Source organism: Trinickia sp. (assembly GCF_057351765.1).
The window spans coordinates 139460-165972 of the sequence record NZ_JBMRBK010000051.1 but is presented as its reverse complement, the minus strand read 5'-3'; the positions used below and the strand labels follow the sequence as shown (position 1 = coordinate 165972).

The following is a 26513-nucleotide window of genomic DNA, read 5'->3' as shown; positions in this document are numbered from 1 at the left end:
ATTACGAACAATCCGTCAAATATGAAGTAACGACGCGTCATTATTGCGCTTTCAAGAATTGTGTTTCTACGGATATAGCGATGTTCGTTCAGCGCGCGGGCGAATACATTTAGGGAGCTCGATTCAAGGAGCTGCAATGAGGACTAGAAAATCTCCCGCCCCCGACCTAAGCCGCGTCCAGATCGAAATACTCGAGCAGTCCGAAAACACGCTCGTGATCCGCTGGGTCGAGCCGGGTCGTTGCCATTATGGCGAGCAGCGCTGGCGCCGCCGCTCGGCCAATTCGTCGGGAACCTGCGTCGTTTCACGCCGTGCCATTCGCCGCGGCGACGCCGTGTTTCGCCCCGCCGAGCGGCCTGCACCGGCCAATGCGTCGGCCATGATTTCGGTGGAAGCGTTCATGCAAGGCGAGACGAGCTGTCCACGGGCAACCTGAGCTAGCCCTGGCCGCCGCTTGCGCTAATGCGCATCGAGCGATGCACGGACCGCCTGCAAACCGTTCGCTCCCTTTACCGTCGTCACACCATCGAGCCACTTGTCGAGCATCGCCGGATGAGCCGATAAAGCTTGTCGCGCGGCGGTCTCCAGGCTGGCCTTATCGCGCAGCACGCGCGCGATCATCTGGTTTTCTATCGCCACATCGAACGTCATCTGCTTGAACAGCCGCGCGAGATTCGCGCATTGCCCGGTGAAGCCGCTACGCGCCACCGTATTGACCGTTGCGCCCCCATAGTTGGGACCGAAATAAGTGTCGCCTCCCGATAAATACGTGAGATGAAACTCGGTATTCATCAGATGTGGCTCCCACGCAAGAAACACGATCCACTGTTTCTCGCGCACCGCACGCGAAACCTGGGTCAGCATGCCGGTCTCGCTCGATTCAACGATCTTCCAATCGCCGAGGCCGAACGCTTTATCCGCAATCATTTTCTTGATGTTCTGATTGGCCGGCGCTCCGGGCTCGATGCCATAAATCCGGCCGCCGAAGCGCGACGCATTGCGGGCGAGATCGGCGAAGCTGTGAACGCCGGCCGCGGCCACGTAGTCGGGCACGGCAAGCGTGAACTTCGCCCCGGTCAGGTTGGCCTGCACCACGTCCAATGAATGAGCGTCGATAAACGGTTTGATTAGCGGCGCCTGAGCCGGCATCCAGTTGCCGAGAAAAACGTCGATCTGTCCTTTGCGAAGACCTTCATAGGTGATCGGCACGGACAGGTTCTGCACTGTCTGCCGGTAGCCCAGCGCCTTGAGTACGACGCCCGCCATCGCGTTCGTCGCATCGATATCGGTCCAACCCGGATCGGCCATGCGCACCGACGTGCAGGTCGCGCCGTCGGCCGCGGCAGCCGTCGACGCCCAACTGATGAAGAATGCGGACAAAAGCGACGACAGGCACCAAAAAGCAAGCGTGGTCTTCCTCATTGCGGCTCTCCATGAGAGGCGGTTGGGCTCAGCGCGACGCGGGGCAGGCGCGCCATCGCTTCGAGCGTGTCGAGTTCGAGATGGTTACGCATGAAACGGCGGCTCGCGTCGGAAAACGGTTGCCAGTCCCATGACGCGATCTTCCCTTGCGTCGTGGCTTCGTAGTGAAAACGCCGGCGCCGCTGGCTCGCCAGCACCAGTTCGCGCAAGCGCGGCAAATCCCAACGCTGCAGCACGCGCGCACGAAACGCGTCGAGCACGCCGGCCGCACCGGGATCGGACGCCAGGTTATGCAGCTCCCGCGGATCGTCCGCAAGGTCGAATAGCTGATCGGGGTCGGCCGGCGAGTGAATGTATTTGTATCGCCCCTGCCGAATCATCACGACGGGAGCGATCGCGCCTTCGGCGAGATACTCGCCGAAAACCTCGTCATGGCCGTCCTCGCCGCGCAGATGCGGCATCAGACTCGACCCATCGACGGGGTCCGGCCAGCTCCCGCGCGGCTTGCCGCTCGCCAGCTCGACGAACGTGGGTAACAGATCGATGTGCGAAACCGATGCTTTGACCCGGGCGGCGGCGAAACGCTGCGGCGCGTGCACGATCAAGGGAACACGGCAAGCGTTTTCGAAGAACGTCATCTTGTACCAAAGCCCGCGCTCGCCCAACATGTCTCCGTGGTCCGACGTCACGACGATGACAGTGTTCTCGGCGAGGCCCGTCGAACGCAGCGCGTCGAGCACCGCACCGAACTGTGCGTCGACGTAGGAAACCGCACCGTAATACGCGTGCCTGGCGTCGCGGACCTGCTGCGGCGTCGGTGGCGTGCGGTCGATCTCGCAAACGGCACGCACACGCTTGGAATGCGGATCGCTCTCGTCATGCGAGAGCGACACGGCGGGCATATCGATCTCATCGTCGCGATAGAGGTCCCAGTACTCGCGCGGAATTGCATAGGGATCGTGCGGATGGGTCAACGAGACGACCATGCAAAACGGCCGATCGTCGATGCCGGCTTCCCGCTCGCGGGCCATGTCATAAAGCTTTTGCTTCGCGCAAAACGCCACCTCATCGTCAAAGTCGAGCTGGTTCGTTCGAACACATGTGCCCGCGTCGATCACCGAACTCATGTTGTGATACCAGCTTGGCCGAACATCGGGATGGTCCCAATCGGGCACCCAGCCGAAATCCGCGGGATAGATGTCGGTCGTCAGGCGTTCCTCGAAACCATGAAGCTGATCGGGGCCGCAAAAATGCATCTTTCCCGAGAGTACCGTGCGGTAGCCGGCAGCCCTCAGATAGTGTGCGAAGGTCAAGGTCTGGGCGGGCAATTCGGCTGCGTTGTCGAACGCGCCGATCGCGGAGGGCAGTTTCCCCGCCATGAATGCGAAGCGCGACGGCGCGCACAGCGGGCTCGCGCAATAAGCCGATTCGAATACGACGCCCTCGCGGGCAAGCGTATCGATATGCGGCGTCTTCGTGAGGCGATGTCCATAGGCGCCCAACGCGAAGGGCGTCAGTTGATCGGCCATCAGGACGAGCAGATTGGGTTGAGTGGCGTGCATTGTCGATCGATGCGGATTCGATGGTTCGAATAGTCAGGAGTCCGTGGTAGACGGCGCTTGGCCGCGCAAAACGCACCGAGCGGGCGGCATGCGAAATGCGCGACATCGAATCCACTATTGCGCTTCAATATGTGCTTGAGAAGCGCTGGGGCGTTATGTGCTCATAAGGTGGGCTTATGGCTGCGAGCCGCCGGCCGCGCTTACGGAGGGCCGCGTGTCGCGGCTCAAACGGGAAGGCTTACGCCGGTCAGTTTTTCGCAGACCTCGATCAGACGGTCCCCCGCCGCAACGTCGCATGCACGCCGCGCGACTCGGGCGTTCCCTACGCGCTCGCCGCGCATTTCCATCAAACCTCGAGGGCCGTAGTAGCCGCCGCTGATGGCTGCGTCCGAGGTTGCCGCGAAAAGCGTCGGCAACGCGCCGGCGTAATCGCTATTGAAAAAAAGTCCGATGAGCCTGCCGACCATCCCGCGTGCCGCACGCTCGACGGCCGGTCGGTCCGAGCCGCGAAAGAGATTGGTATTCGCCACGCCCGGGTGCGCGGCAATCGACATGATGGGCGAGTGGGCCGTGCTCAACCGCCTGGCGAGCGCGAGTGCAAAGACCAGATCGGCCAGCTTCGATTGACGGTAGGCCGCCATCGGTGAATACGATCGCTTCGATTGAAGATCGTCGAACGCCAGACGTCCGCCCTTATGCGCGATGGATGCGACGGTCACGATGCGAGGCGGCTCGCTGGCCTGAGCCGCAGCCTGCTCGATAGCCGGAAAAAGCAACGCGGTCAACGCGAAATGGCCGAGGGCATTGACACCGAATTGAAGCTCGAAACCGTCGGCTGTCGTGCGCCGGCGCCGCGGCGCCATGACACCGGCGTTATTCACGAGTACGTGCAAGGGGCGCTGCCGCGCGAGTTCGGCCCGGGCGAATGCCCGCACCGATGCCAGCGACGCGAGGTCGACGATCGCGATCTCGACGTCGGCGGCGGGTATTTCGGCTCGAATCGCGTTTGCCGCGCGCTCGGCGCGCTGCAAGTCGCGGCAAGCGAGCACGACCTGTGCGCCCTTGCGCGCCAGGACACGCGCCGCCTGATATCCGATGCCGCTGTTTGCACCGGTAATCAGGACGCGTTTGCCGCTCTGCTCGGGGAGATCGGAGACGGTCCAGGACTGGGCGTTCTTCATCGGCGCTCCCGTTATGCGTACAGTTGGCATCGAAGACTAACACTGGCAATGGGCCGCGTGGTTACGGGGTTGCCGAGCAACGGAGGCGTAGCGCATTGGCCCGCTGGAACCGGGGAGACTGTGCCCTCGTCACCGCGGTAGCCAGAGAGGCAGACCAGAAACCGACACGGCCGTTATCTCCTGCAGGAATAATCTTCCTCTATCTCTGACACAAATATTTGCGTTATATCTCTTGTACGAATATCTTGCGGAATATTTGTATCGGAGATATCTGCCATGGAGATCATCATTCGGACCCCGGCGCAATTGGGCCAGGTTCTTCTCTCGGCGAGGAAGACGCAAGGCATCACGCAAACGCATGCGGCGGCTCAAATCGGCGTACAGCAGCCAAGGCTGTCAGCGCTCGAGACCACGAGCACCGGAAGCCTTTCGCTCCAACAGATGCTGATGCTGTTTGCGCTGTATCGGCTGGAACTCTGCGTGCAGACGCGAGACCGAGACGAGCCGGATCACGCACAGCCGGAATGGTGACGAGGCCCCGATGCCGAGCCTCTCATTACGCGGCTCATTGCGCGCACTCCCGACGTTATCGCGAGCGTCTCGCGGCATCTGCCAACCGGATTTCCGGAGCGCGTCGCGGTGCGCGTTTTCGGAGGTCTCCAGCAATCCGTCTCCAGCCTCGAAGCAACGGCGAACGCTGCGGCATACCGGTGACGTCTGCAGCTTCGCCAATCATTCCAGCGGAAATCCATCCCTGAACGCTTGCCGCAAGAAGTCGGTAAAGCACTTGACCGCGCGTGCCACCTGTACGCCGTGCGGGCGCACCACATGCAGTTGCGAAGCGAATGCGCCCACCGGGCGCCAGTTATTCAACAGCACCGAGAGCTTGCCCGCTTGCAAGGCGGATTGCGCGGTGAAGTCCGGCAACAGCGCAATGCCGAGATGCTCGAGCGCCGCATCGCGCAATATCTCGCTGTTGTTCGCCGATACCGGTCCGTTCACCGTCACATTGACGCGCGACTTTTCGTTGCGTCTGCCGACCTTCTCGAAAGACCACACGCCGGAACCCACTGGGCGCGGATAGTAAAGGCAATCATGCTGCGCAAGATCGGCCGGCGCCCGCGGCGTGCCACGCCGCTCGAGGTACGCGTGCGTCGCGACGATCACGGAGCGCGTATCGCACAGCTTCCCGGCCACATGGGTATCCGGCACGTTCGCGCTATGGCGGATGGCAAGGTCGAAACCCTCGCTCGCAATCGAGGTAAGCCGATCGGATAGCTCGAGCTGCACCCTCACCTCCGGATACGCGCGCGAGAATTCGGCGAGGCGCGGCACCAGTTGCTGGCGCGCGAACGCGACCGGCGCAGTGACGCGCACCGTCCCACGCACCGCATCGGCCAGTTCGCGCACGCTCGCGAATGTCGCGGCAATGCGCTCGAAGTCCTCCCGCGTGTCGTCAACGAGGCGCCTGCCCGCCTCAGTGAAACGCACGCTGCGGGTGGTGCGCTGCACCAACACCACCCCCGCTGCCCGCTCGAGCTCCGCGATGCGCTGGCTGACCGCCGCCTTGCTGACCCCGAGCCGAGCTGCCGCCGCCGTGTAAGTACCCTGCGATGCCAGCACGTTGAGCCAATGCAAGTGGGTCCAGAGCGCCTCGATCTTTTGCGTATCCATATATGGAGTTCCGTAGCACGCCGATAAGCCTGCCGATGATAGCACCGCGTCGAGTTATGTTTTACGCATCGCTCATTGATTGTTCGCCGTAGAAAACAATCAATTCAGTTGGAGAGGCTTTGCATGCGGCCCCCGCATTCGTACACTGTCAGCATCAACCAACCCGTGAGGAGACGAAATGCAGCCCTATGCCGATTCCGCAGACGTGATTCACTTCATTGGCGGTAAAACCGAGCGTGGCGCGGGCGATCGCACGCAGGCAGTCTTCAATCCGGCGACAGGCGCAGTGGCCCGCCGCCTCGTGCTCGGCACCGTAGCCGACGTCGATGCCGCCGTGGCGAGCGCGAAAGCCGCGTTCCCGGGCTGGCGCGACACGCCGCCGATTCGGCGCGCACGCGTGCTGCTGCGCTTTCTCGAGCTCATGAATCGTCACAAGGACGAACTTGCGGCCATCATCGTCGCCGAGCACGGTAAGGTCTTCTCCGACGCCCAGGGCGAAGTCGCGCGCGGCATCGACGTCATCGAATTCGCGGCGGGGATCCCGCAACTGCTGAAGGGCGACTACACGGAGCAGGTTTCCCGCGGCATCGACAACTGGACCGTGCGGCAACCGCTCGGTGTCGTTGCCGGCATTACGCCCTTCAACTTCCCCTGCATGGTCCCCTGTTGGATGTTCCCCGTCGCGTTGGCCGCCGGCTGCACGTTCATTCTGAAGCCGAGCGAGCGCGACCCGTCGGCATCGCTTTTCATGGCGCGTCTGCTGAAGGAAGCGGGCCTGCCCGATGGCGTGTTCAACGTCGTGCAGGGTGACAAGGTCGTGGTGGATGCGCTGCTCGAGCACCGGGACGTGAAGGCAGTCAGCTTCGTCGGCTCCACCCCGATCGCCAACTACATCTACGAAACGGGGGCCAAGCACGGCAAACGCGTGCAGGCGCTGGGCGGTGCGAAGAACCACCTGGTCGTGATGCCGGATGCGGACATCGATCAAACGGTGGACGCATTGATCGGCGCGGGCTACGGTTCGGCCGGCGAGCGCTGCATGGCGATCTCGGTCGCCGTGCTGGTAGGCGAGGTAGCCGACAAGATCGTGCCGCGCCTTGCCGAGCGCGCGCGCCAGCTCGTCGTGAAGAACGGCATGGAGCCCGACGCGGAAATGGGGCCGGTCGTGACCCAACAGGCGCTCGAGCGCATCGAAGGCTATATCGCGACGGGCATCGAAGAAGGCGCGACGCTCGTGGTCGACGGCCGCGGCCTGAAGGTGCCGGGCCACGAAAACGGCTTCTTCACGGGCGGGACGCTGTTCGACGATGTCACGCCCGAAATGCGCATCTATCGCGAGGAAATCTTCGGCCCGGTACTGGCGTGCGTGCGCGTGAAGGATTTCGCCGAAGCCGTGCAACTGATCAACGACCATGAGTTCGGCAACGGCGTGGCGTGTTTCACGCGCGACGGCCACGTGGCCCGCGAGTTCGGCCGGCAAATCGAAGTGGGCATGGTCGGGATCAACGTACCGATTCCTGTGCCGATGGCCTGGCACGGGTTCGGCGGCTGGAAGCGAAGCCTGTTCGGCGACATGCACGCCTATGGCGAGGAAGGCGTGCGTTTCTATACGAAACAAAAATCGATCATGCAGCGCTGGCCCGAAAGCACCGAGAAAGGCGCGGAATTCTCGATGCCTGTCGCGAAGTAAGCCCGCGACGCGTCGCCGCGCGTTGGATTCGCGCGGCGACGACACGATTGCCCGGAACCCGGAAACTCCCTAATATCGGAGAGGATTGCCCTACTCGCTTCGTACTCCTTCACTTTTTCACACTGTTTGTTATCCGACCGCGGTCGGAGGCCGGCATGAACGATCGATTTCGTCGCCCCGACAGCTTGCCGCCTATGCAGGCAGTCTTCGTGTTCGAAGCGGCGGCTCGCTTGTCGAGCTTCACCGCCGCTGCACGCGAGCTCGGTTCGACCCAGCCCGCCGTGAGCCAGCGTATCGTTCAACTCGAAACCGATCTTGGCGTTCCGCTCTTCGAACGCAGTCATCGCGGCGTGAGATTGACCGCGGACGGCATACATCTTTTCGAGGCCGTGAAGAAGAGCCTCGACGAAATCCGGCATGCCGCCGCGGATATCCGAATCCGCACGGCGCATGGCACCCTCACGATCCTGACCGACTTCGGTTTCGCGACCTACTGGCTCATGCCGCGTCTGGCCGAGTTCAAGCGCGCCGTGCCCGGCGTCAACGTCAAGATCGTCACGTCGCAGGAAGGCTTCGATCCTGAGCGGGATCGCGCCGATATCGCGATCGCTTTCGGCTCGGGAGATTGGTCGCCTTATCGCTCGACCCGTCTTTTCCCCGAACAGGTGACGCCTGTTTGTACGCCAGCCTTTCGAAATGCGCACCCCGGGATCGCAAGCCCCGCGGACCTTCGCGCGGTGCCGCTGCTGCATGTGCAGCCGACACACCCTGAACGCTGGCTCGACTGGACAGGCTGGTTTGCCGCGCATGGCCTCGGCGCGCCGCCGGAAGACCAGGGCATGACGTTCAACAGCTACGCTCTCGTGATCCATGCCGCGCTCTCGCATCAAGGCGTGGCGCTCGGCTGGGTGCCGCTTATCGACGAGCTGGTTGCAACGGGACAACTCGTGCGCGTGGCTGAGCCCCCCGTGGTCACCGAGCGCGGCTATTTCCTCGTCTGCCCCGCCGCGCGCCCGGAAGCGCCGGCTGCACCCGCGTTCCGGCGGTGGCTCTTCGCCGCCTGCGGCTGCGCCGCAAACGCCGCGCCCTACTGACGGGCCGATCGTTGACGGGCCGATACCAACGGGACGGCGTTTCGGTTCTATCCTGCGCTCCTTGCACCTGATTTACTTCGGCATGCTACGCGCCGCATCCGCATTCCACCGCGGTAGCTCGCGCATTTCCCAATGAGATTCAGAGGCCACGCGCATGCCATCGACCGATCGCACTCATCAGTTCATTTTGACGCTCGATTGCCCCAGCGCCGCGGGGCAGGTCGCCTCCGTGGTGGGACTGCTCGACAAGCATCAGGGTTATGTCGACGAACTGACCGTCTTTGATGACGACAGCAGCGAGCACTTTTTCATGCGCTGTGTCTTTCACGGGGCGCGCCGCGACGGGGCAGCGCTCGACATCGACGCGTTGAAAAAAGAGTTCGCGCCCATTGCCGATCGGTTTCGCATGCAGTGGGCCATCCACGATGCGAACATGCGACCGAAGGTGCTCATTTTGGTGTCCAAGCTCGAGCACTGCCTCGCCGATCTGCTGTTCCGCTGGCGCATGGGCGAGTTGAAGATGGATATCGTCGCAGTGGCTTCGAATCACACCACGCTCGAACCCCTGGCGCACCAGCACGCGCTCCCGTTTCATCACCTGCCGATCACGCCCGAAACGAAGGCGCAGCAAGAGGCGCGGATTCTCGATCTCTTCGATACGACCGGTGCCGAACTCATGGTGCTTGCGCGCTATATGCAGATTCTTTCGGGCGAAACCAGTCGCAAGCTTGCCGGACGCGCGATCAACATCCACCACTCGTTCTTGCCGGGCTTCAAGGGCGCCAAACCTTATCACCAGGCGCATGCGCGCGGTGTGAAACTGATCGGCGCAACGGCGCATTTCGTGACCGACGATCTCGACGAGGGGCCCATCATCGAACAGGTCGTCGAGCGGGTCGACCACTCGCATCGGCCCGAGCAGTTGCTTGCGGTGGGCCGGGATGTCGAATGCATCACGCTCGCGCGTGCCGTCAAGGCCTTCATCGAGCGGCGTGTATTCATCAATGGCGATCGGACCGTCGTCTTGCAGTGAGAGGAATCGAACGCGGGCGGCTATGCGGTCGGTTCGAACAGCCGAGCGAGTCAACGGATGCCCGCAACCGGAGCCTCTGACGGTACGTCGTAGGATGCTTGTACATTCTTTGTCGACGGGCGCTCCCACCTGCGCGACATGCGGTTGACCCGGTCGCGGCACGGCGCTTCGACGAACCGATAGACGACGTGTGCAAGGAGGACCGAGCCCACGAGATAGACAGCCGTAGTGGCCAGAACGGCCGCGAGCGGACGAGGGTGGAGTCCAGCGAGGGGAGCGAACAGCGGGCCGAGCAGATCCGCGTGCACGAGGTAAAGCGAATACGATACCTTGCCAAGCGACTGCCACATCGGACGGTGAAAGAACCGTGCAGCGGGTCCTTCATCGGAGGCTACGGCCGCGATCAAGAACACAAAGACGACGGGGGCGGCAAATGCAAGGCCGCGCAGCGAGCCCGCGAGATTCATGTAGACCAGCGCGGCAGCGGCCACAACGAGCTGTGCATGTCCTCGAGATAAAGCGCGCACTATGTGCGTGTCGCGGTATTCAGCGAGCAGTGCACCGAGGAAGAACCCGGCGACACATCGCGCCCAACCGAACCGGAAGGTGAGCTCGAGGCATCGACCGCGATGCAAACAGTCGTCTTGTATGGTCGAAGCCCAGACGCATATCGCCCAGGCAGAAAGCGCACACACCGCAAGGATCGCCACACGGTGTCGTCCCCTTGCGAGTATGCAGATCGCCGCGAACATCAGATAGACATAGAACTCGTCCGAGGACGACCAGCTTGAAAAGTCTCCGACGAGACGATCGAACAAGTTGAACCCGTGAACCATCGTCAGGTTTGCCACGAATTCGCTCAGGGGCGGCAGCCCGACAGGGTGCGCGGAGAGGATCCAGGCGACGAGGTTCCAGTTTGCGATATACAGCATCAACCCCACAAGATGGACGGGCCATAAGCGGCCGAGCCGCCGGGCCACGAACGTAGGGAGATCGGCGATGCGCTGGAGCCGCGAGCCGTAGGTGGCGCAGATGACGAACCCGCTCAAAACGAAGAAGAGATCGACAGCCAGGTAACCGTTGTCGAATATTGGCGGCCGCGAGATTTTGGCATGGTAAAGCACGACAAGAAGCGCCGCGAGGCCGCGCATACCTTCCAGGCTTTTTATTGGGCGGTTCATCAGCGACCTTTTGCCGTGTCAATTGCCGGCCGGGAGCAAGGTGCCTGTTATGGCTACGCTTCGACACTGAGCCCCCGTCGAAACGACATGCCCCCGCTTTCAATCCCCGTGTGCTCGCATAGTTACGTGGAAAGTCGCGGGATAACGTGCGGAACGCCACAAAAAAACCGATCTTTCCAATCCCGGAATCGTCGGCGCGCCGGAAGGCCAGGCTTTGTCCGCGCTTCCCCGATATCGAACCTCAGCCCCAAAAAGATTGCGCCCGGCATCGTTCCAAGATGCCGGGCGCTCAGTCGCTTCGCTAAGACGATCGATTACTGCGAACCGGCCACCCACTCGTTGATCCGGTCCTTATGCGCGGCGATCCACGTGTTCGCCGCATCCTGCGGCTTCGCACCGTTTTGCGTAGCCAGCATCACGCTGTCGATCTCGCCCGGCTTCCACTGGAATTTCTTCAGGAACGCCACCACCTGCGGTGCCTTCTTCTCCAGCCCCGGATTCACGACGTTATCGACGTGCTCCGCTCCGCCGAATACCTTCTTCGGGTCCTCGAGGAACTTCAGCTTCCACTTCGCGAACATCCAGTGCGGCGCCCAACCCGTCACGATCACCGGCTTCTTCGCGTTTTCCGAGCGAGCCAGCTCGGCCGTCATCGCGCTGCCCGAGCTCGGCATCAGCGTGTAGTTGAGGCCGTAGTTCTTGATTGCTTCCTCAGTCTTGCGCATCACGCCCGCGCCCGCGTCGATGCCGACGATGCGGCCACCGAACGCACCCTTCTCGGTGTTGAGATCGTCGATGCTGTTCGCCTTGGCGTAGGCGGGAACGATCAGACCGATCTTCGCATCGTTGAAGTTCGGTCCAAGATCTTCCACCTTGCCCTTGAACTCTTCCCAGTACGAGCCGTGCGTGACCGGCAGCCAGGCGGACAGCGTCGCATCCAGATCGCCGCGGGCCACACCTTGCCACATGATGCCCGCTGCCACCGGCACGAGCTGTACCGGATAACCGAGCCGCTTTTCGATGACTTGCGCGGCAACGTTCGACGTTGCGACGCTGTCGTCCCATCCCTCGACGTAGCCGATCTTGATCGTCGGCTTGCTATCGGCCGACGCGGAAAACGCCGTACAGGCGAGACCGGCTCCAATAATAGCCGTCAGCACCAACTGCTTGATAAGTTTCATGTTCAGGTCTCCTGATCGTCGAGATCAGCGCATCTAAGGAGTCTCTAGAGTGCGCAGCCATTAAAACGCGGTAGTCAAGTTTTCCGACACCGTCTTGTCCGTAAACGACGTTTCTTTTATTTATCGATGACGAGATCCGTCAGAGGTTTACTACAGCACAGCAAAACCATGCCCTGGTCGATTTCGCGCTGACGAATTCCACCGTTGTGTTTCATGTCCACCTGCCCCGACACGAGCTTGACCTTGCAGGTGCCGCACATGCCTTGCGTGCAGGAGGACGGCAAGCGCACGCCTGCCTGCCGTGCCGCGTCGAGTACGTGTTGATCGGCCGCGCATTCGATTTCGCGTCGGCTCTTCGCGAACGAAACGGCAAAACGCTCGCCGGCGGGCGCCGCATCGGACACGGCCGGCGACGCTGCGACAGCGTCCAGCTCGGGCGCCACTGTTTCCTCGAACGAAAAACTCTCTTCGTGATACTGGCTGCGATCGAATCCGGCATCCGCCAGCATCTTGCGTACGGCCTCCATATACGGCGCCGGGCCGCACGTGAAGATTTCGCGCTCCATGAAATCCGGAGCGATGAGCGAAAGCAGCGGCAAGGTCAGAAAGCCGGTGATACCGGACCAATTGCTTCGTTGTCCTATCCGTTCGCAGACGAACGCAGTCCGGAAATTCCGGTGGTTCGATGCGATCAGATCGAGCTCGCGCGCGAAGATGATGTCGTCGGGCGTCCTGGCGCTATGCAGAAAAACGATGTCCCGGTCTTCGCCGAGTTCGTGGTGGGTACGGCTCATCGACATGAGCGGCGTAATGCCCGACCCCGCGGAGAGAAACAAATACTTGCCCGACGGGCGCCGCGCACAGGTGAACGCACCGGCAGGCCCCAATACGCGCACGGCATCGCCGGCGCGCAGATTGTCATGCAGCCAGTTCGACACCTTGCCGCCCGGCACGCGCTTGACCGTGATCGAGATCGTATGGGGGCGCGTGGGCGCCGACGAAATCGTGTAACAGCGATTGATCGTTTCGCCGTCGATTTCGAGTTCGAGCGTCACGAACTGCCCGGGCTCGAAGACGAACGTCCGCCCTTCCCGCGACATGAAGAAAAAGCTCTTCACGTCATGCGTTTCCTCGCGTACCTGGCAGCACACGAGCGTTTCCTCGTCGTCGCTCGTCCACCGCTCACCCAGCCGGCTCCAGAACGCGGGCCGCGTGAGCCGGCTCTCGCCGGGCTCCAACATTTGCGCGTCTCGCATCATCGTATGCCTCGCTTCCATTCCCTTTCGGATGTTTTCCGTTGCCCGTTATGCCGCGATCCCGGCACGCAGACGTCGCACGTACCAGTCGCTGAACTTCTCGACGAGACCTTCGGTGAAGGGCGAGTAAGGCCCCGGCTCGTAAGCGCTGCTGCCGATGCCCCGTTGCGAATATTCAACGAGCGTACGGTCCTGATCGTTCGTCGCATTCCAGACGGCCATCAGGTTCTCGATGTCGTAATCGACGCCTTCGACCGCGTCCTTGTGCACGAGCCATTTCGTACGCACGAGCGTCTTGCCGGCCGACAGCGGAATCACCGTGAAGGTCACGATGTGATCGCTCATGAAGTGATTCCACGAGTTCGGCTGCGTCCAGAACGAAAGGCCGCCCAGATCGGCGCGCTTGAATTCACCGAGCAGCTTCTTGCTGGCGACCTTTGCATCGAGTGTCTGCGATTCGCCGCTGCGGTCCAGCGGCAGCCGCTGGGTCCGGAAGCCTGTCACATCGGACAGGCGCTCGACCTCGACCGACGGCAAATTCATCGCTTCCCATTGCGCGGCGCGTTCGAGGCAGGCGCGCTCGAAGGCCGCCATCCCCTCCGCATTCGACGGCGACGGCTGATACCCGAAACCGTACTCGTAAAGCGAAATCGTCAGCTCGGGATGGTTTGCCACGCAGTGGTAGCACTCGCGATTGTTCTCCATCGTGAGCTTCCAATTGCCGTCTTCGACCAGGTCGACCTGAGCCGCAATCTTGCAGGTGGGCAAGTCGTGCGGAAGCAAGTAGGGTTCCATCGCCGCGCGCATCACCTCGAAGTCGCCCGGAGGCTCGTCGGCGAGGCAGATGAAAATGAGGCCCGCGAGGTTCTGCAATGCGACCGGCTTGAGACTATGCTTGCAACGGTCGAACTTCTCCCCCATGTGCTCGGCGAACATCAGCTCGCCGGTCAGGTTGTAAGTCCAGCTGTGGTAGGGGCAGACGATATTGCCCACTGCGCCCTTTTCCTCGTTGCACAGGCGCGCCCCGCGATGGCGACACACGTTGTGAAAGGCGCGAATCGCCATATCGTCGTCGCGCACGATCAGCACCGATTCGCCTGCCAGTTCGACCGTGACATAGTCTCCCGGCTCGGGGATATCGGGCTCCACGGCAACCTGAATCCAGTGTTTGCGGAAAATCGCGTCCATATCGAGCGCGAAGATCTCCTCGCTCCGGTAAAACGGCGCCTCCAGGCTGTAGCCTGGCTTGCGTCGTTCCACGAGTTCGCGAATGGCTGCCGATACGTTCATGTCTACTCCGGATTCGTGACGTCCTGGTTCCAAAACACATTCCATCTGCTCGACGATGCGGCCCGGCGATGGGTCCGCAGCCGTCGATTCAGTAATCGATGAGTCGATGCTCGCGCAAATAACCAAGGATGACTTGCGCTTTTTCGACCGAACTCCCCTCAATTACGACGTTTCCGCCGCGGCTCTCGGTAGTCGTCGCCATCAGCATCCGCGCGTGGCCTGAACGCTTCTCGCTCGCCACGAGCTTGCGCGGCTTGCGTTCCGTCGGCGCAACCGACCAACACGGCGAATCGAGGTCCTTGCGCGCCGCGGGCGGGCCCTGCACGATCGCGCCGTCGGGCACGCGCGCATAGGCGTAGCGCGGCTTCACGTTCGCTTGAGGATGAATAGCGACGACGCACGGCAACGCCACCTCCACCCGCCGACGCACGCCCTTCGGCATGAACTGCGTGACGGTCGCAAAACCGTCGCCGAGAGTGACATCGAGCGCGGAGCCGACGAACGTGTAGCCAAGCTGTGCCGCCAGCTGGTAGGGCAGCATCCCGGTGTCGTAGGCGCCTTCGGCGCGCGTACCGGTCAGCACGAGCGAAACGCCCCGCAGCCGCTCGGCCAGCGCCGGTATCGGATCGTCGCCGTCGAGTCCCGACGCGCAATCGATGACCTCGATCCGTCGCGCGCCGAGCGCCAGATAATCGGTGAGCGCTGGATTCGAGGCGTCGCCCGCATGGAGCACCTCGACCGAGCAACCTTTGGTTTGCTCCAGTCCGCGCGCAATTTCGAGCGCGGCCGCGTCGTTTCGGCTATAACAAGGCGCCGCGCTGACGCGATGCCTGCCGACCGAGACGAGCACCGCGATGCGTGCGTCATTCATCGCTGCGTTCATGCGGCTACTCCTTCGTTGAGCGTCGCGCGCGAGGACGCCGTGCCCGGCGCCGGCTGCGCGCCGCGCGCGGACGTGACGGCTTGGGTCAGCGCGGCGATAGTCGTCTGCGCGTCGCCGACGAGCGTCAAATCGGCGCGCTTCGCGATCGGCGCGCTGGCGTCGAGGTTCACGGCGATCACGTGGCGACAGTCTTTGATCCCTTGCAGATGCTGTACCGCGCCGGAGATCCCGAAAGCGATATAGACACTCGCGCTGACCGTCTTGCCCGTTGCGCCGACTTGCTTGTCGCGCGTGAAATAACCGTTGTCGACCGCCACGCGGCTGGCGCCTATCGCCGCTCCGAACGCACCTGCGAGCGCCTCGAAAGCCGCAATATCGGTCACCCCGTTGCCTGCGGAGACGATGAAGTCCGCCTCCTCGAGCGCGACGTCGGCCGCATCGAGCTGAACCGTGCCGAGGTCGCGATAGAGTTGGTCGCGCGTGTCGACGACGCCCTCGGCCGCCGATTCCGCCGGCAATGAGGCGCGCTCGCCGGCGCCAACGAATGGCAGCTTCGAAGAGACGGCGTCCGCGGCGAGCAGCACCACATCGGGCCACGCACGCGACGCGAACTGTCGTTGAGCGTCGACGTAAACACCCACGTGCGACGCATCGATTTCCACTACCTGCGTGGCGATGCTCGCCCCCGCTAGCGCCGCATAGCGGCGTCCGAGATCGCCGTCTCCGGTGGCGTTATCGGGCATCAGGACATGCGCCGGCGAAAACGCGGCAACGCACGCCTTCAGCGCCGCAACGGCGCGATCGGGCGCGAAAACCGGACGGCCCAGCGCGGGCAATTCGATGACTTTATCGGCGCCCAGTTCGGCGGCATCGTCCGTCAGTTCACCGAACACGACGAGCACGACTTCAGTACGCGCATCGGCAACGATCGCGGCGGCGGCCACGGCCTGTCGCGCATGTTCGTCGAGCGCACCCCGGTCGCTATGCGCGGCCACGAGCAAAACGCGCCCGGCTTGCTCCACGGTGCGGCGCGGCTTCTCGCGCTCGCCATGCGCGCCCAGACGCGGGATATCGTCCGTCGCGGCGCCCGCCACGTGCTCCTGCCCCAGCGTGATGCGGCGCAGCCCCGACGACGCAATGACGAACGGCCGGCGCGGATCGATACGTTTGATCGGATTCATCGTCTTCACTCCAGCGCCGCTGCAACGAGTTCGGCTACATCGAGCACCTCGGGCCGAGGACCGACCACCCCCTCGAGCATCGCCGTGCAATTCGGACAGCCGACGGCCACGATCTCGGCACCGACCTCGCGCGCATCGGCCATCCGCAAATCGGGAATACGTGCCTTGCCCGGGATATCGGTGAGCGGCGCGCCGCCGCCACCCCCGCAGCAGCGCCCGCGCATACCATGGCGCTCCATCTCCACGACTTTGATGCCGATCGATTTGAGGGCGCGGCGCGGTGCTTCGGTCTCGCCGTTGTAGCGCCCGAGATAGCACGGATCGTGATAGGTGATCCGCTTGTCAGCGAGCGCGGCCGATGCTTTCGGCGACAATTTCCCCGATTGCACGAGCTCGGCAAGGAGGCTCGTATGATGCTGGACCGTATAACGCGCACCGAGCGCGCGGTATTCGTTGCGCAGGCTGTGCATGACGTGCGGATCGGCCGTGACGATGCGTTTGAAGTTCAATCCATCGAGCGTTGCGATCAGGCGCTTGGCCATGCGCTGGAAGGTTGCCTCGTCGCCAAGGCGGCGCGCCACGTCGCCGGTGTCCGTTTCGCTCGGCCCCAGCACGGCGTAATCGATGCCCGCCCGGTTCAGCACCTTGACCAAGGCGCGCAGCGTGCGCTGATAGCGCATGTCGAACGCGCCTTCGCCCGCAACGAGCAATACGTCGACAGACTTGCCCGATTCAGCGATGCGTGCGTTCAAGTCGACGGCCCAGTCGTAGCGCGCCGCGATGTCGTAGCCGCCGGCACTGCCCGTCTCGCGCAGATTGGCGAGTACTTCGGGCGCCTTGCCCGGCAGATCGCCCTCGGTGAGCGTGCGATTGCGGCGCATATCGACGATTGCGTCGACGTGCTCGATCAGCATCGGGCACTCCTGAACGCAGGCGCGGCATGTCGTGCAGGACCAAAGCGTGTCGGCTTCGATCAAACCCGAAACGATCGGCAGATCCGGCTGGCCGCCATGCTTGCCGAGCGCGATGCCCGGGGTGGGGCTGCCCGCATAAGCGGCGTCCGTGCCGCCCACCATGCCGGTCACCAGGTCTTGAATCAGCTTCTTGGGATTGAGCGGCTGGCCTGCCGCGAACGCCGGGCACGCCGCTTCGCATTTGCCGCATTGGACACATGCGTCGAAGCTCAAAAGCTGGTTCCAGCGGAATTCGACAGGCTTGCCGACGCCGTACTCGCGAGCATCGAGCTCCGGCATCTTGAGCGCCGTCGGCGGCACGACACCGGGCTTGTCAGTTTCCGCCGCGCCAGTGCGGAAGCGTTCCTGACGCGGGTGGAAGGCGAGATGAAGAAGGCCCGCGAGCGCGTGCTTCATCGGCCCGCCGCGCGCGGCACCGACCGTCATGGCAAAGGCGCCGATCGCGATCAGGACCGCGATGATGACGGCGACGAAGCCCGAGGCGGCCGCGCTCGGCACGACGGCGAGCAAGATCAACCCGAGTGCGAAGGAGCCGAGCAGCCAGGGCAGCGCATTCCACGGCCCGCGCGAAAGCCTGGCCGGCATCGCACGTTGGTCGCGCCGGCGGCGCCAGACGAAGACCGCACCGATCAGCATCGTCACGGCGGCCACGCCGATGAGCTTGTCGAGCCACGGCGAGTAAATCGCGAGCCCGTAGTTGACGAAGACGAGCGCGAGCGCCGCGATGGCCCCTCCGGCCGTCGCCACGTGCGTCTTCGCGATGTAGGGATCGCGTGCGACCACGTGATGCAGATCGACGAAGTACCGTTTGGGAATGGTAAAGAGATTGGCCACCCCGAATGCGCCGGCCGGCGTTGCGCGCCCCACGCGCCAATATGCGGCGCGGCGCGCGAGCGCGTAGGCGAGGCCGGCCATCGAGAGCCACAGCAACCCTGTGATGACGAACGCCGGGCTCATGATCAGAAGTCCTTGCAAAGACGAAGCGAATCGTAGATTGCGCCGTGGATGTTATGCATCGAGATGCAGTCGCCCACGCGGAAGAGCAGGAACCGGCCGTTGCCGAGTTCCTCCGAGAGGCACGGCTGCGGCTCGGCCGCGAACAGCTTGTGCACATCGGTCTGTCCGCGGTTCAGCGATTCGGGTTTGAGCTTCCAATAGAGTCCGTCGTTGGGCGTGCTGCCGTTCTCGATCACGACCTGATCGACGGCGCGCTCCTCCTGCTCCTCGGTGTACTCGTTTCGAAGCACGGCGATTTTTTTGCCGTCTTCCTCGTACACGCGATCGAGCCAATAGTTCGGCGTATGGATCACGCCTTCCGCATAGAGGCGCCGATAGAAAATCGGGAACGTGGTGCCGCCGCAATCGTCGGCTACTTTCACATCGGGCGTCACGATCTCGACTTTCGAGCCGCGGCTCGCGATGAAATCGGCTACCCCCGCACCGGCATGTGTGCTGACCCCGTCGTAGACGAGCACGTTCTTCATCGGCTCGACACGGCCCGACAGGATGTCCCACGAGCTCACCGCGAGCCCCTGGGCGACACCCCAGTCCTGTACCTGGTCGGAGAATGCGCGGCCGCCCGTGGCCAGCACGATGATGTCCGGCTTTTCCGCCATGATCGCCTTCTCGTCGGCCTCGACGCCGAGACGCCTATCGACGCCCAGACGTTTCGTCTCCATGTCGAACCAACGGACGATGCCGGCCATCTGCTCGCGCTGCGGCGCCTTCGAGGCGAGGACGATCTGACCGCCCACTTCGGTATGCTTTTCGAACAGCACCACGTCGTGGCCGCGCGAGCGGGCAACACGTGCCGCTTCCAGACCCGCGGGACCGGCACCGACCACCACCACCTTGCGGCGCGGACCACGCGACTTCTCGATGACGTGCGGCATCGTCGCTTCGCGCGAGGTTGCGGCGTTCTGCACGCACAGCACGTCCAGGCCGTTGTACTGGCGATCGATGCAATAGTTGGCACCGACGCATTGCTTGATCTCGTCTTCGCGGCCGTCCCGGATTTTGATGACCATATGCGGGTCGGCAATTTGCGCGCGTGTCATGCCGACGAGATCGATCATGCCCGAGGCGAGCAGCCGCTCGGCCTGTCCCGCATCGCGGATGCTTTGCGCGTGCATGACGGGAATGTCGACGACCGACTTGATGCCTGCGGCCAGATGCACGAATGGCTCGGGCGGCAGAGCCATCGGCGGCATGCAGTTGGCGAGCGTATTGTGCGTATCGGCACCGGAGCCGATGACGCCGAGGTAATCGATGAGCCCCGTGTCGGACATCGCGTGGGCGATTTCCTTCAGTTGCTCGTGATCGAGGCCGTCTTCATGGAATTCGTCGCCGCACATGCGCAGACCGACGACGAAGTCCGGCCCGACTGCTTCGCGCACCGCGTTCAGCACTTCGACGCCGAAGCGCAGACGGTTCTGCAGACTACCGCCCCATTCGTCGGTGCGAAAATTCGTGCGCGGGCTCCAGAACTGATCGATCAAGTGCTGGTGCGCCGCCGAGATTTCGATGCCGTCCATCCCCGCATCCTTCACGCGCTTCGCGGCGCTCGCGAAGTCGGCGATGATCCGGCGGATTTCTTCGACCTCGATGATCTTCGCGTTGCCGCGGTGCACAGGCTCGCGAACGCCGGAAGGCGACATCAGATGCGGCCAGTGTTCTCCGTGAAACGCGGAGCGGCGCCCCATGTGCGTCGCCTGGATCATGATCTTGGCGCCGTGACGATGCATCGCCTCGGCAAGTCGCGACAGCGGATCGACGATGCGGTCGGTCGCCAGGTTGACGGATTTCCACCAGCCCTGCGGGCTGTCGATCGATACCGGGCTCGACCCGCCGCACACCGCCAGACCGACGCCGCCTTTCGCTTTCTCCTCGTAATACCGGATATAGCGATCGCCGGGCAATCCGCCCGGCTCGGCGTAGACCTCCGCATGTGCCGTGCTGACGATGCGATTGCGCAGCGTCAGCTTGTTCAGCGTCATCGGTTTGAACAAATGGGGGTAGCGCATTTCGATCGACCTCGAATCTGTTTCCTTGAGCGGCCTTCGTCGTTCAGACGAGCGGCGACACTTCGAAGACGCAATGCGCGTGGCCCTCGCCCGCGCATCGCACTTCCTGCGATATCGAACGCGGCCCACGAGAAGCGGCCTCGGCGGTATCGTTGACCCAATCCATCGCGCCCGCGAACCAGCCGGCAAACATGTAGCAGAGCTTGCCGTGCTTGTTGGGCTGAGCGAGAACGAACGACGAGTTCCTCAGTTCGATGCGCGCCCGTGCCGCCTTCGGATCCGCCTCGTCGATGCTGAAGAGCCCCCAGCCGCGCTGCGACAACCTCTTCAGGTAGTGCTCGAAGACGGCCATGCCCGAAAGGCCATGCTGCTTCGCTTCCTTGTCGCACCAGTGATAGGCCGACTTGTAACCGGCCTTGTAGAGGATGTCGGCATACGCTTCGCGGCCCAACGCCTCTTCCACGGCGACGTGGTTGTTCGTGAAGAAATGGCGCGGCACATAAAGCATCGGCAGCGCGTCCGTGGTCCAGACACCGGTTTCGGGATCGACGTCGATCGGCAGTTGCGGTTGCATGATTGGCCTGTTGCTGTGTTGTGGGGTGGATGTTCGATTCGGATGCGCGGGCGGCCTATGCGCCCCAAACGTCGCGGAAAACGCGTACCCAGTTCTCGCCCATGATCTTGCGGATGCGCGTCTCGCTCCAGCCAGCGCGCTCCATGGCAGCGGTCAGGTTCGGAAACTCGCCGATGGTCCGGATCCCCTCCGGATTGACGACCTTGCCGAAATTCGTGAGGCGGCGGTAACGGCCCTTGTCGTGTGTGAGCCAATCGAAGAAATCGACGCTGTAGCCCTGCGTGAAGTCCGTGCCGATCCCCACCGTGTCCTCGCCGATCAGATTGACGACGTAGTCGATGGCTTCGATGTAATCGTCGATCGTCGCCTCGATGCCGCGCTTGAGGAACGGCGCGAACATCGTCACCCCGACGAACCCGCCGGCGTCCGCGATCTCTTTCAGTTGCGCATCGCTCTTGTTGCGCGGGTGCTCCTTGAGCCCCGAGGGCAGACAGTGCGAGTAACACACCGGCTTTTTCGAGAAAGCGATCGCTTCCGAAGAGGTATTGCCGCCGACGTGCGACAGATCGACCATGATGCCGACACGGTTCATTTCGGTAATGACTTCGCGGCCGAAGTCCGAGAGGCCGCCGTCGCGCTCGTAGCATCCCGTACCGACGAGGTTTTGCGTGTTGTAGCAAAGCTGCACGACGCGCACGCCCATGTCCGCGAACGCCTCGACATAGGCGAGGTTATCCTCGAACGCATGCGCGTTTTGAAAGCCCAGGATGATCCCCGTCTTGCCTTCTTTCTTCGCACGCAGGATGTCGTCGGTCGTCCGCACGAGCGTCAGCAGTTCGCCATTGTCGCGAATTTGCTTTTTCATCGAGCCGATGTTGTCGACGGTCTTCGCGAAGTTCTCCCAGACCGATACCGTGCAGTTGGCGGCCGTGATGCCGCCCTTATGCATGTCTTCGAATACCGAACGTTCGAACTTCGAAATGTTCAGACCATCGATGATGATGCTGTCTTGATGCAGTGTGCTCATTTATCGCTCCAGCGTAGGTCGATCGTCGCTTTCGTCGGTTTCGTCGGTTTTGCAGCCCGGTCTCAATAGATCGGGAAGCCCTCGCACAGCGCGAAAATCTCGCGCCGCACGCGTTGTTCCGTCTCGGCATGGCCTTCGGGATGTTGCGTGAGCGCATCGAGCACTTCGAGAATCAGCCGCCCGACCTGCTCGAACTCGGCCACGCCGAAACCACGCGATGTACCGGCCGGCGTGCCCAGCCGCACGCCCGAGGTCACCGTCGGCTTCTCGGTATCGAACGGAATGCCGTTCTTGTTGCACGTGATGCCGGCCCGCTCGAGCGCAGTCTCGACTTGCGTACCCTTCAAACCCTTGGGGCGCAGATCGACGAGCAGCAGGTGGTTGTCCGTTCCGCCCGTGACGAGATCGACCCCGCCCTCGCGCAACACGGCGCCGAGCGCCTGCGCGTTCGCGAGTACGTTACCGATATAGGTCTTGAAGCCCGGCTGCAGCGCCTCGCCGAACGCGACGGCTTTGCCTGCGATCACGTGCATGAGCGGGCCGCCTTGCAGTCCGGGGAAGACCGCGGAATTGATCTTCTTGGCGATATCCTCGTCGTTCGTCAACACGAAGCCGCCTCGCGGGCCGCGCAGCGTCTTGTGCGTGGTCGAGGTGACGACGTGCGCATGCTCGATCGGGTTCGGGTGCCGGCCGGCCGCGATGATGCCGGCGATATGCGCCATATCCACCATCAATTTAGCGCCGACGGCGTCCGCGATAGCGCGAAAGCGTGGGAAATCGAGCACGCGCGGATAGGCGGAGAAGCCCGCGATGATGAGACTCGGCTTGTGTTCGTGCGCAAGCGCTTCGATACGGTCATAGTCGATGCGCAGCGATTCGCGATCCACGCCGTACTGCACCGCGTTGAACCATTTGCCCGAGAGCGCGGGCTTCGCGCCGTGCGTCAGATGCCCGCCCGCGTCGAGCGACATGCCGAGCACCGTGTCGCCCGGCTTGGCCAGGGCGAGCATGACCGCGCCGTTGGCCTGGGCGCCCGAGTGCGGCTGGACGTTCGCGTAGCCGGCGTTGAACAGTTGCTTGACGCGATCGATGGCGAGCGTCTCGATGTCGTCGGCGAACTCGCAGCCGCCGTAATAGCGCTTGCCGGGATAGCCTTCCGCATATTTATTGGTCAGCACCGAACCTTGCGCTTCGAGCACGGCTCGCGACACGATGTTTTCCGATGCGATCAGCTCGACTTGCGACTGTTGCCGCTCGAGTTCCTTGAGGATCGCACCGCGTACGGGCGCATCGCGCTCAGCGAGTGACTGGCTGAAAAACGTCTGAGTATTCGACATTGTCCTATCCGTGATGGGTCCGACGCGGCACCCGCTTGCGGGGCCGCCACGGACATGCGTTGGCGACGACTCTATTCTTCTCGTTCGCCTTCACGCCGGATTGACGAATTCAGACGCGTTCTTTGCCTTTTCCGACACGTTCGTCTGTTTTGGACAAGTCGCGCCGTGGCCGGCTGGCATACGGCGTTCCCGCACCGTCTCGCGTCGGCCTTGCCCGAAACGGGGGCGAAACGGGCACGGTTGCAGTGCAAGGCTGCGGCTGCCCGGTGGATGAAATGTGCGCCCGCATTAGGGTTAGGCCGTATGGCATGCTTGTTGCCCTGGAACCCAAAATGAGACGCCGAGGCTCCCCCAATCGGCCGCGCTATCCCGGATTCGAGGAAGGTCACCATGTCACCCCAGCGTACTGCGTCGCTCGCGAACTTCGCGTTCATGGCGCTGCCGAACTTCACGATGATCGCGTTCTCGAATGCGATCGAAGTTCTGCGGATGGCCAACTATCTGAGCGGCCAGACGCTTTATCGATGGTCCGTGGTCAGCCCGGACGGTGGTCCCGTGATGGCCAGCAACGGGCTCTCGGTCATGACGGAGCCGATCGCATCGCTGCAGGAACAACCCGACATCGTCTTCGTCTGCGGCGGCGTCGACGTGCAACGCGCAACCGATAATGCCCATCTTTCCGCGCTGCGGCGCTTCGCTCACTCGGGCATCGCGCTCGGCAGCCTCTGCACCGGAACCTATGCCTTGGCGCGCTCGGGCCTGCTCGATGGCTACGCTTGCGCGATCCATTGGGAAAACATGTCGGCGCTCAAAGAGGAATTCCCCAATACGCGGTTTCTGAAGGAGCTGTTCGTCATCGATCGAGACCGTGTCACCTGCACCGGCGGAGTCGCGCCGCTCGACATGATGCTGCATCTGATCGCCCCGCGTATCGGTACTGCGCGCGTGACGCAAATCGCCGAGCAGTTCATCGTCGAACATGTGCGCGATACGAGCGCGCAGCAGCGCATGCCGCTCGTGGCACGCCTCGGCTCCGCGAATAAATCGCTCTTCGAAGTCATTGCGCTGATGGAGAGCAATATCGAGGAGCCGCTTTCGCGCGAGGAGCTCGCGCGGCTGGCGAACATGTCACAGCGGCAATTGCAACGGCTCTTTCGCGAGCACCTCGGGATGACGCCGACGCATTACTACCTGACGCTGCGTCTGCGACGCGCGCGCGAACTTCTACTGCAAACCGACATGTCGATCATGCACATCACGATGGCATGCGGATTCCAGTCGGCCTGTCATTTCAGCAAGAGCTATCGCGACGCGTTCGGCACCGCGCCGACACGCGAGCGGCGCAAGCAAGTCGCCCCGCTTGCGCGCGGCAACGCGCCTGCCAGTACCACCTTGGCACGCGATACGCTCATGCACTGACGTTGCCCAGCGCAAGCGCGTCGCGCAAGGCCGCTGCCAGCCGCGCCGCTTCCTGCGCCGTTGCGACGTTCGTAAACCCCATCAGCAAGCCCTCCTGTTTCGTCTCCCCGAGGTAGCGTGGCGACAGCGCCTGGCAATTGAGCCCGGCGCGTTGCGCACGTCTGGCGAGCGTTTCGTCGCTCGTCCTCCCCGCAAAGCGGGCCACGAGATGCATGCCGCCGCGTGCGAGATCGATCGTCATACGCGCGCCGAATGCGTCGGTCAATGCGGCGGCCAACAGCGCGCGGCGGTGGGCATAAAGCGCGCGCATTTTCTTCAGATGCCGCGAGAAATGCCCGTTGTCGATAAAGTCCGCTACGATGGCCTGGGTCGCTCGCGCAACGTAGTTCGGCCAGATCTGCACGGACGCCGCGAACCGCTCGGTCAGCCGCTCGGGCAATACGAGGTAGCCGAGCGATAGGCCCGGGAACAAGACCTTCGAGAAACTGCCGGCATAGATGACGCGATCGGTCGTATCGCGGCTTTTCAATGCCGGCAGGGGCGGCCCGTGATAGTGAAATTCGCCGTCGTAATCGTCTTCCACGATCCACGCTTCATGACGCGATGCCCAATCGAGCAATTGCAGCCGGCGCGGCATCGACATCGACACGCCAAGCGGTGACTGGTGAGACGGCGTGACGACAGCCAGCCGCGCCCTCGGTGCTTCGCGAATGCCTTCGGCGACCACGAGTCCCTCGTCGTCGACCGGCACAGCGCACGGGATCGCTGCCGCGCGTTCGAGCAGCGTTCGCGTCGGCGGATAACACGGATTCTCGATCCAGACGCGATCGCGCGGGCGCAACAGCGTTTGCAAGATCAGTGCGAGGGAAGCGCGGTAGCCCCCCGTCACGAGAACCTGCTCCGCGCGGCACGGCACGCCGCGCGATACGAGCAGATAGGCCGCGATGGCTTGCCGCAACGGCAGGTACCCGCACGGATCGCCGTAGGACAGCTCGGACGGCGAGGTCGCGCGAATGCGTCTTGTCGCGAGGCGCGACCACAGTTTGCGCGGAAAGGCGTCGAGCGCCGGAATGCCAAGCTGCAACGGCGGCGGCTCGGGGTTCACGGCCATCGCGCCGCGGCCCACCCGCGGCCGGGCGTTGGCCGTCGTCCTCGCCGGCTGCCGTGCCGGGCGCTGCGCGAGATGGGGCGAGACGATAGTGCCGGCAGGGCCGCGCGCGAGCACATAGCCTTCGCCAGCCAGCCGCTGATAGGCGGACTCCACCGTCCCTCGCGCGACACCGAGCTCGCTCGCCAGCGCGCGCGCCGACGCGAGCCGAGCGCCGGGTCGCAGCATGTGCGCGTCGATCGCGTGACGCAAACGATCATAGATTTGCTGCGACAACGGGATGCGCCGGTCGATTGGGCCGATCGCCAAAGGTGGGGAAGGCTCTTTCATGGACTAGTCGTTTTGAGCGTTTTTGGCACTTTTCGGTGGGACATGATACGGCGACACTGCGAGGAACCGTCAACGTTGTTCGTCGACTTCGTC

22 protein-coding genes are annotated in these 26513 nt (G+C 63.1%); 6 read left to right on the top strand and 16 right to left on the bottom strand.

Annotated features, from left to right (window positions below; translation table 11 throughout):
* Positions 1–136: 136 nt before the first annotated feature.
* Positions 137–436: a DUF3331 domain-containing protein gene (locus ACO1XS_RS14350; protein ID WP_331572914.1), complete on the top strand. Its 300-nt coding sequence runs from the start codon at positions 137–139 to the stop codon at positions 434–436.
* Positions 437–459: 23 nt separating this feature from the next.
* On the opposite strand, the gene choX is transcribed toward ACO1XS_RS14350, so the two are convergent.
* From choX to ACO1XS_RS14335, 3 genes are all read right to left on the bottom strand, one after another.
* Entirely contained in the window at positions 460–1422 is a 963-nt protein-coding gene (gene choX, locus ACO1XS_RS14345; RefSeq protein ID WP_486390981.1) for a choline ABC transporter substrate-binding protein, read from the bottom strand.
* Positions 1419–2984 carry a choline-sulfatase gene (gene betC / locus ACO1XS_RS14340; RefSeq protein WP_486390980.1) on the bottom strand — a complete coding sequence of 522 codons (1566 nt, stop codon included), beginning with the start codon at positions 2982–2984 and terminating at the stop codon, positions 1419–1421. Before betC ends, choX begins: the two co-directional genes overlap by 4 nt.
* A gap of 224 nt (positions 2985–3208) precedes the next feature.
* The gene (locus tag ACO1XS_RS14335) at positions 3209–4165 is read right to left on the bottom strand and encodes an oxidoreductase (protein WP_486390979.1); all 957 of its coding nucleotides are present in this window, start codon (positions 4163–4165) and stop codon (positions 3209–3211) included.
* Between the two features lie 276 nt (positions 4166–4441).
* Here ACO1XS_RS14335 and ACO1XS_RS14330 point away from each other — a divergent pair, with 276 nt between their 5' ends.
* Positions 4442–4696: a helix-turn-helix domain-containing protein gene (locus ACO1XS_RS14330; RefSeq protein WP_331572922.1), complete on the top strand. Its 255-nt coding sequence runs from the start codon at positions 4442–4444 to the stop codon at positions 4694–4696.
* A 201-nt stretch (positions 4697–4897) separates the two neighbouring features.
* Here ACO1XS_RS14330 and ACO1XS_RS14325 read toward each other — a convergent pair whose 3' ends face one another.
* Complete coding sequence (locus ACO1XS_RS14325) at positions 4898–5839, bottom strand: LysR family transcriptional regulator (protein WP_331572924.1); 942 nt, start codon at positions 5837–5839, stop codon at positions 4898–4900.
* Positions 5840–6017: 178 nt separating this feature from the next.
* Here ACO1XS_RS14325 and ACO1XS_RS14320 point away from each other — a divergent pair, with 178 nt between their 5' ends.
* The 3 genes from ACO1XS_RS14320 to purU all read left to right on the top strand — a co-directional run bounded on the left by ACO1XS_RS14320 (position 6018) and on the right by purU (position 9656).
* Positions 6018–7529, top strand: a complete 1512-nt coding sequence (locus tag ACO1XS_RS14320; RefSeq protein ID WP_486390978.1) for a CoA-acylating methylmalonate-semialdehyde dehydrogenase — start codon at positions 6018–6020, stop codon at positions 7527–7529.
* Between the two features lie 155 nt (positions 7530–7684).
* On the top strand, positions 7685–8623 hold the full coding sequence (locus ACO1XS_RS14315; RefSeq protein ID WP_486390977.1) for a choline sulfate utilization transcriptional regulator: 939 nt from the start codon (positions 7685–7687) through the stop codon (positions 8621–8623).
* A gap of 154 nt (positions 8624–8777) precedes the next feature.
* Positions 8778–9656 carry a formyltetrahydrofolate deformylase gene (gene purU / locus ACO1XS_RS14310; protein WP_481579252.1) on the top strand — a complete coding sequence of 293 codons (879 nt, stop codon included), beginning with the start codon at positions 8778–8780 and terminating at the stop codon, positions 9654–9656.
* 50 nt (positions 9657–9706) lie between these two features.
* Here the strand turns inward: purU and ACO1XS_RS14305 are convergent, their stop codons facing one another.
* From ACO1XS_RS14305 to ACO1XS_RS14255, 11 genes are all read right to left on the bottom strand, one after another.
* Positions 9707–10837 carry an acyltransferase family protein gene (locus ACO1XS_RS14305; RefSeq protein ID WP_486390976.1) on the bottom strand — a complete coding sequence of 377 codons (1131 nt, stop codon included), beginning with the start codon at positions 10835–10837 and terminating at the stop codon, positions 9707–9709.
* A 314-nt stretch (positions 10838–11151) separates the two neighbouring features.
* Positions 11152–12018, bottom strand: coding sequence for a glycine betaine ABC transporter substrate-binding protein (locus ACO1XS_RS14300; protein WP_440559823.1), 867 nt, complete (start codon positions 12016–12018; stop codon positions 11152–11154).
* Between the two features lie 116 nt (positions 12019–12134).
* The gene (locus ACO1XS_RS14295) at positions 12135–13295 is read right to left on the bottom strand and encodes an FAD-binding oxidoreductase (RefSeq protein WP_486390975.1); all 1161 of its coding nucleotides are present in this window, start codon (positions 13293–13295) and stop codon (positions 12135–12137) included.
* Positions 13296–13322: 27 nt separating this feature from the next.
* Positions 13323–14564: an aromatic ring-hydroxylating oxygenase subunit alpha gene (locus ACO1XS_RS14290; protein ID WP_331572936.1), complete on the bottom strand. Its 1242-nt coding sequence runs from the start codon at positions 14562–14564 to the stop codon at positions 13323–13325.
* Between the two features lie 88 nt (positions 14565–14652).
* Complete coding sequence (locus tag ACO1XS_RS14285; protein ID WP_331572938.1) at positions 14653–15447, bottom strand: electron transfer flavoprotein subunit beta/FixA family protein; 795 nt, start codon at positions 15445–15447, stop codon at positions 14653–14655.
* Positions 15444–16628, bottom strand: a complete 1185-nt coding sequence (locus ACO1XS_RS14280) for an electron transfer flavoprotein subunit alpha/FixB family protein (RefSeq protein WP_486390974.1) — start codon at positions 16626–16628, stop codon at positions 15444–15446. The genes ACO1XS_RS14285 and ACO1XS_RS14280 overlap by 4 nt, the downstream gene beginning before the upstream one ends.
* A gap of 5 nt (positions 16629–16633) precedes the next feature.
* Positions 16634–18559 (bottom strand): (Fe-S)-binding protein, encoded by a 1926-nt coding sequence (locus ACO1XS_RS14275; RefSeq protein WP_486390973.1) that lies wholly within the window; start codon positions 18557–18559, stop codon positions 16634–16636.
* A gap of 2 nt (positions 18560–18561) precedes the next feature.
* Positions 18562–20625: an oxidoreductase gene (locus ACO1XS_RS14270; protein ID WP_486390972.1), complete on the bottom strand. Its 2064-nt coding sequence runs from the start codon at positions 20623–20625 to the stop codon at positions 18562–18564.
* Positions 20626–20668: 43 nt separating this feature from the next.
* Entirely contained in the window at positions 20669–21199 is a 531-nt protein-coding gene (locus ACO1XS_RS14265; RefSeq protein WP_486390971.1) for a DUF5943 domain-containing protein, read from the bottom strand.
* Positions 21200–21254: 55 nt separating this feature from the next.
* Entirely contained in the window at positions 21255–22226 is a 972-nt protein-coding gene (locus tag ACO1XS_RS14260) for a dipeptidase (RefSeq protein WP_331572949.1), read from the bottom strand.
* A gap of 62 nt (positions 22227–22288) precedes the next feature.
* Positions 22289–23563 carry a serine hydroxymethyltransferase gene (locus ACO1XS_RS14255; RefSeq protein WP_486390970.1) on the bottom strand — a complete coding sequence of 425 codons (1275 nt, stop codon included), beginning with the start codon at positions 23561–23563 and terminating at the stop codon, positions 22289–22291.
* 390 nt (positions 23564–23953) lie between these two features.
* On the opposite strand from ACO1XS_RS14255, the gene ACO1XS_RS14250 reads away from it, so the two are divergent.
* Positions 23954–24982 carry a GlxA family transcriptional regulator gene (locus ACO1XS_RS14250; protein WP_331572953.1) on the top strand — a complete coding sequence of 343 codons (1029 nt, stop codon included), beginning with the start codon at positions 23954–23956 and terminating at the stop codon, positions 24980–24982.
* On the opposite strand, the gene pdxR is transcribed toward ACO1XS_RS14250, so the two are convergent.
* A complete protein-coding gene (gene pdxR / locus ACO1XS_RS14245; RefSeq protein ID WP_486390969.1) occupies positions 24972–26420 on the bottom strand; it encodes a MocR-like pyridoxine biosynthesis transcription factor PdxR in 1449 nt (482 codons plus the stop codon). The genes ACO1XS_RS14250 and pdxR overlap by 11 nt on opposite strands.
* Positions 26421–26513 lie beyond the last annotated feature (93 nt).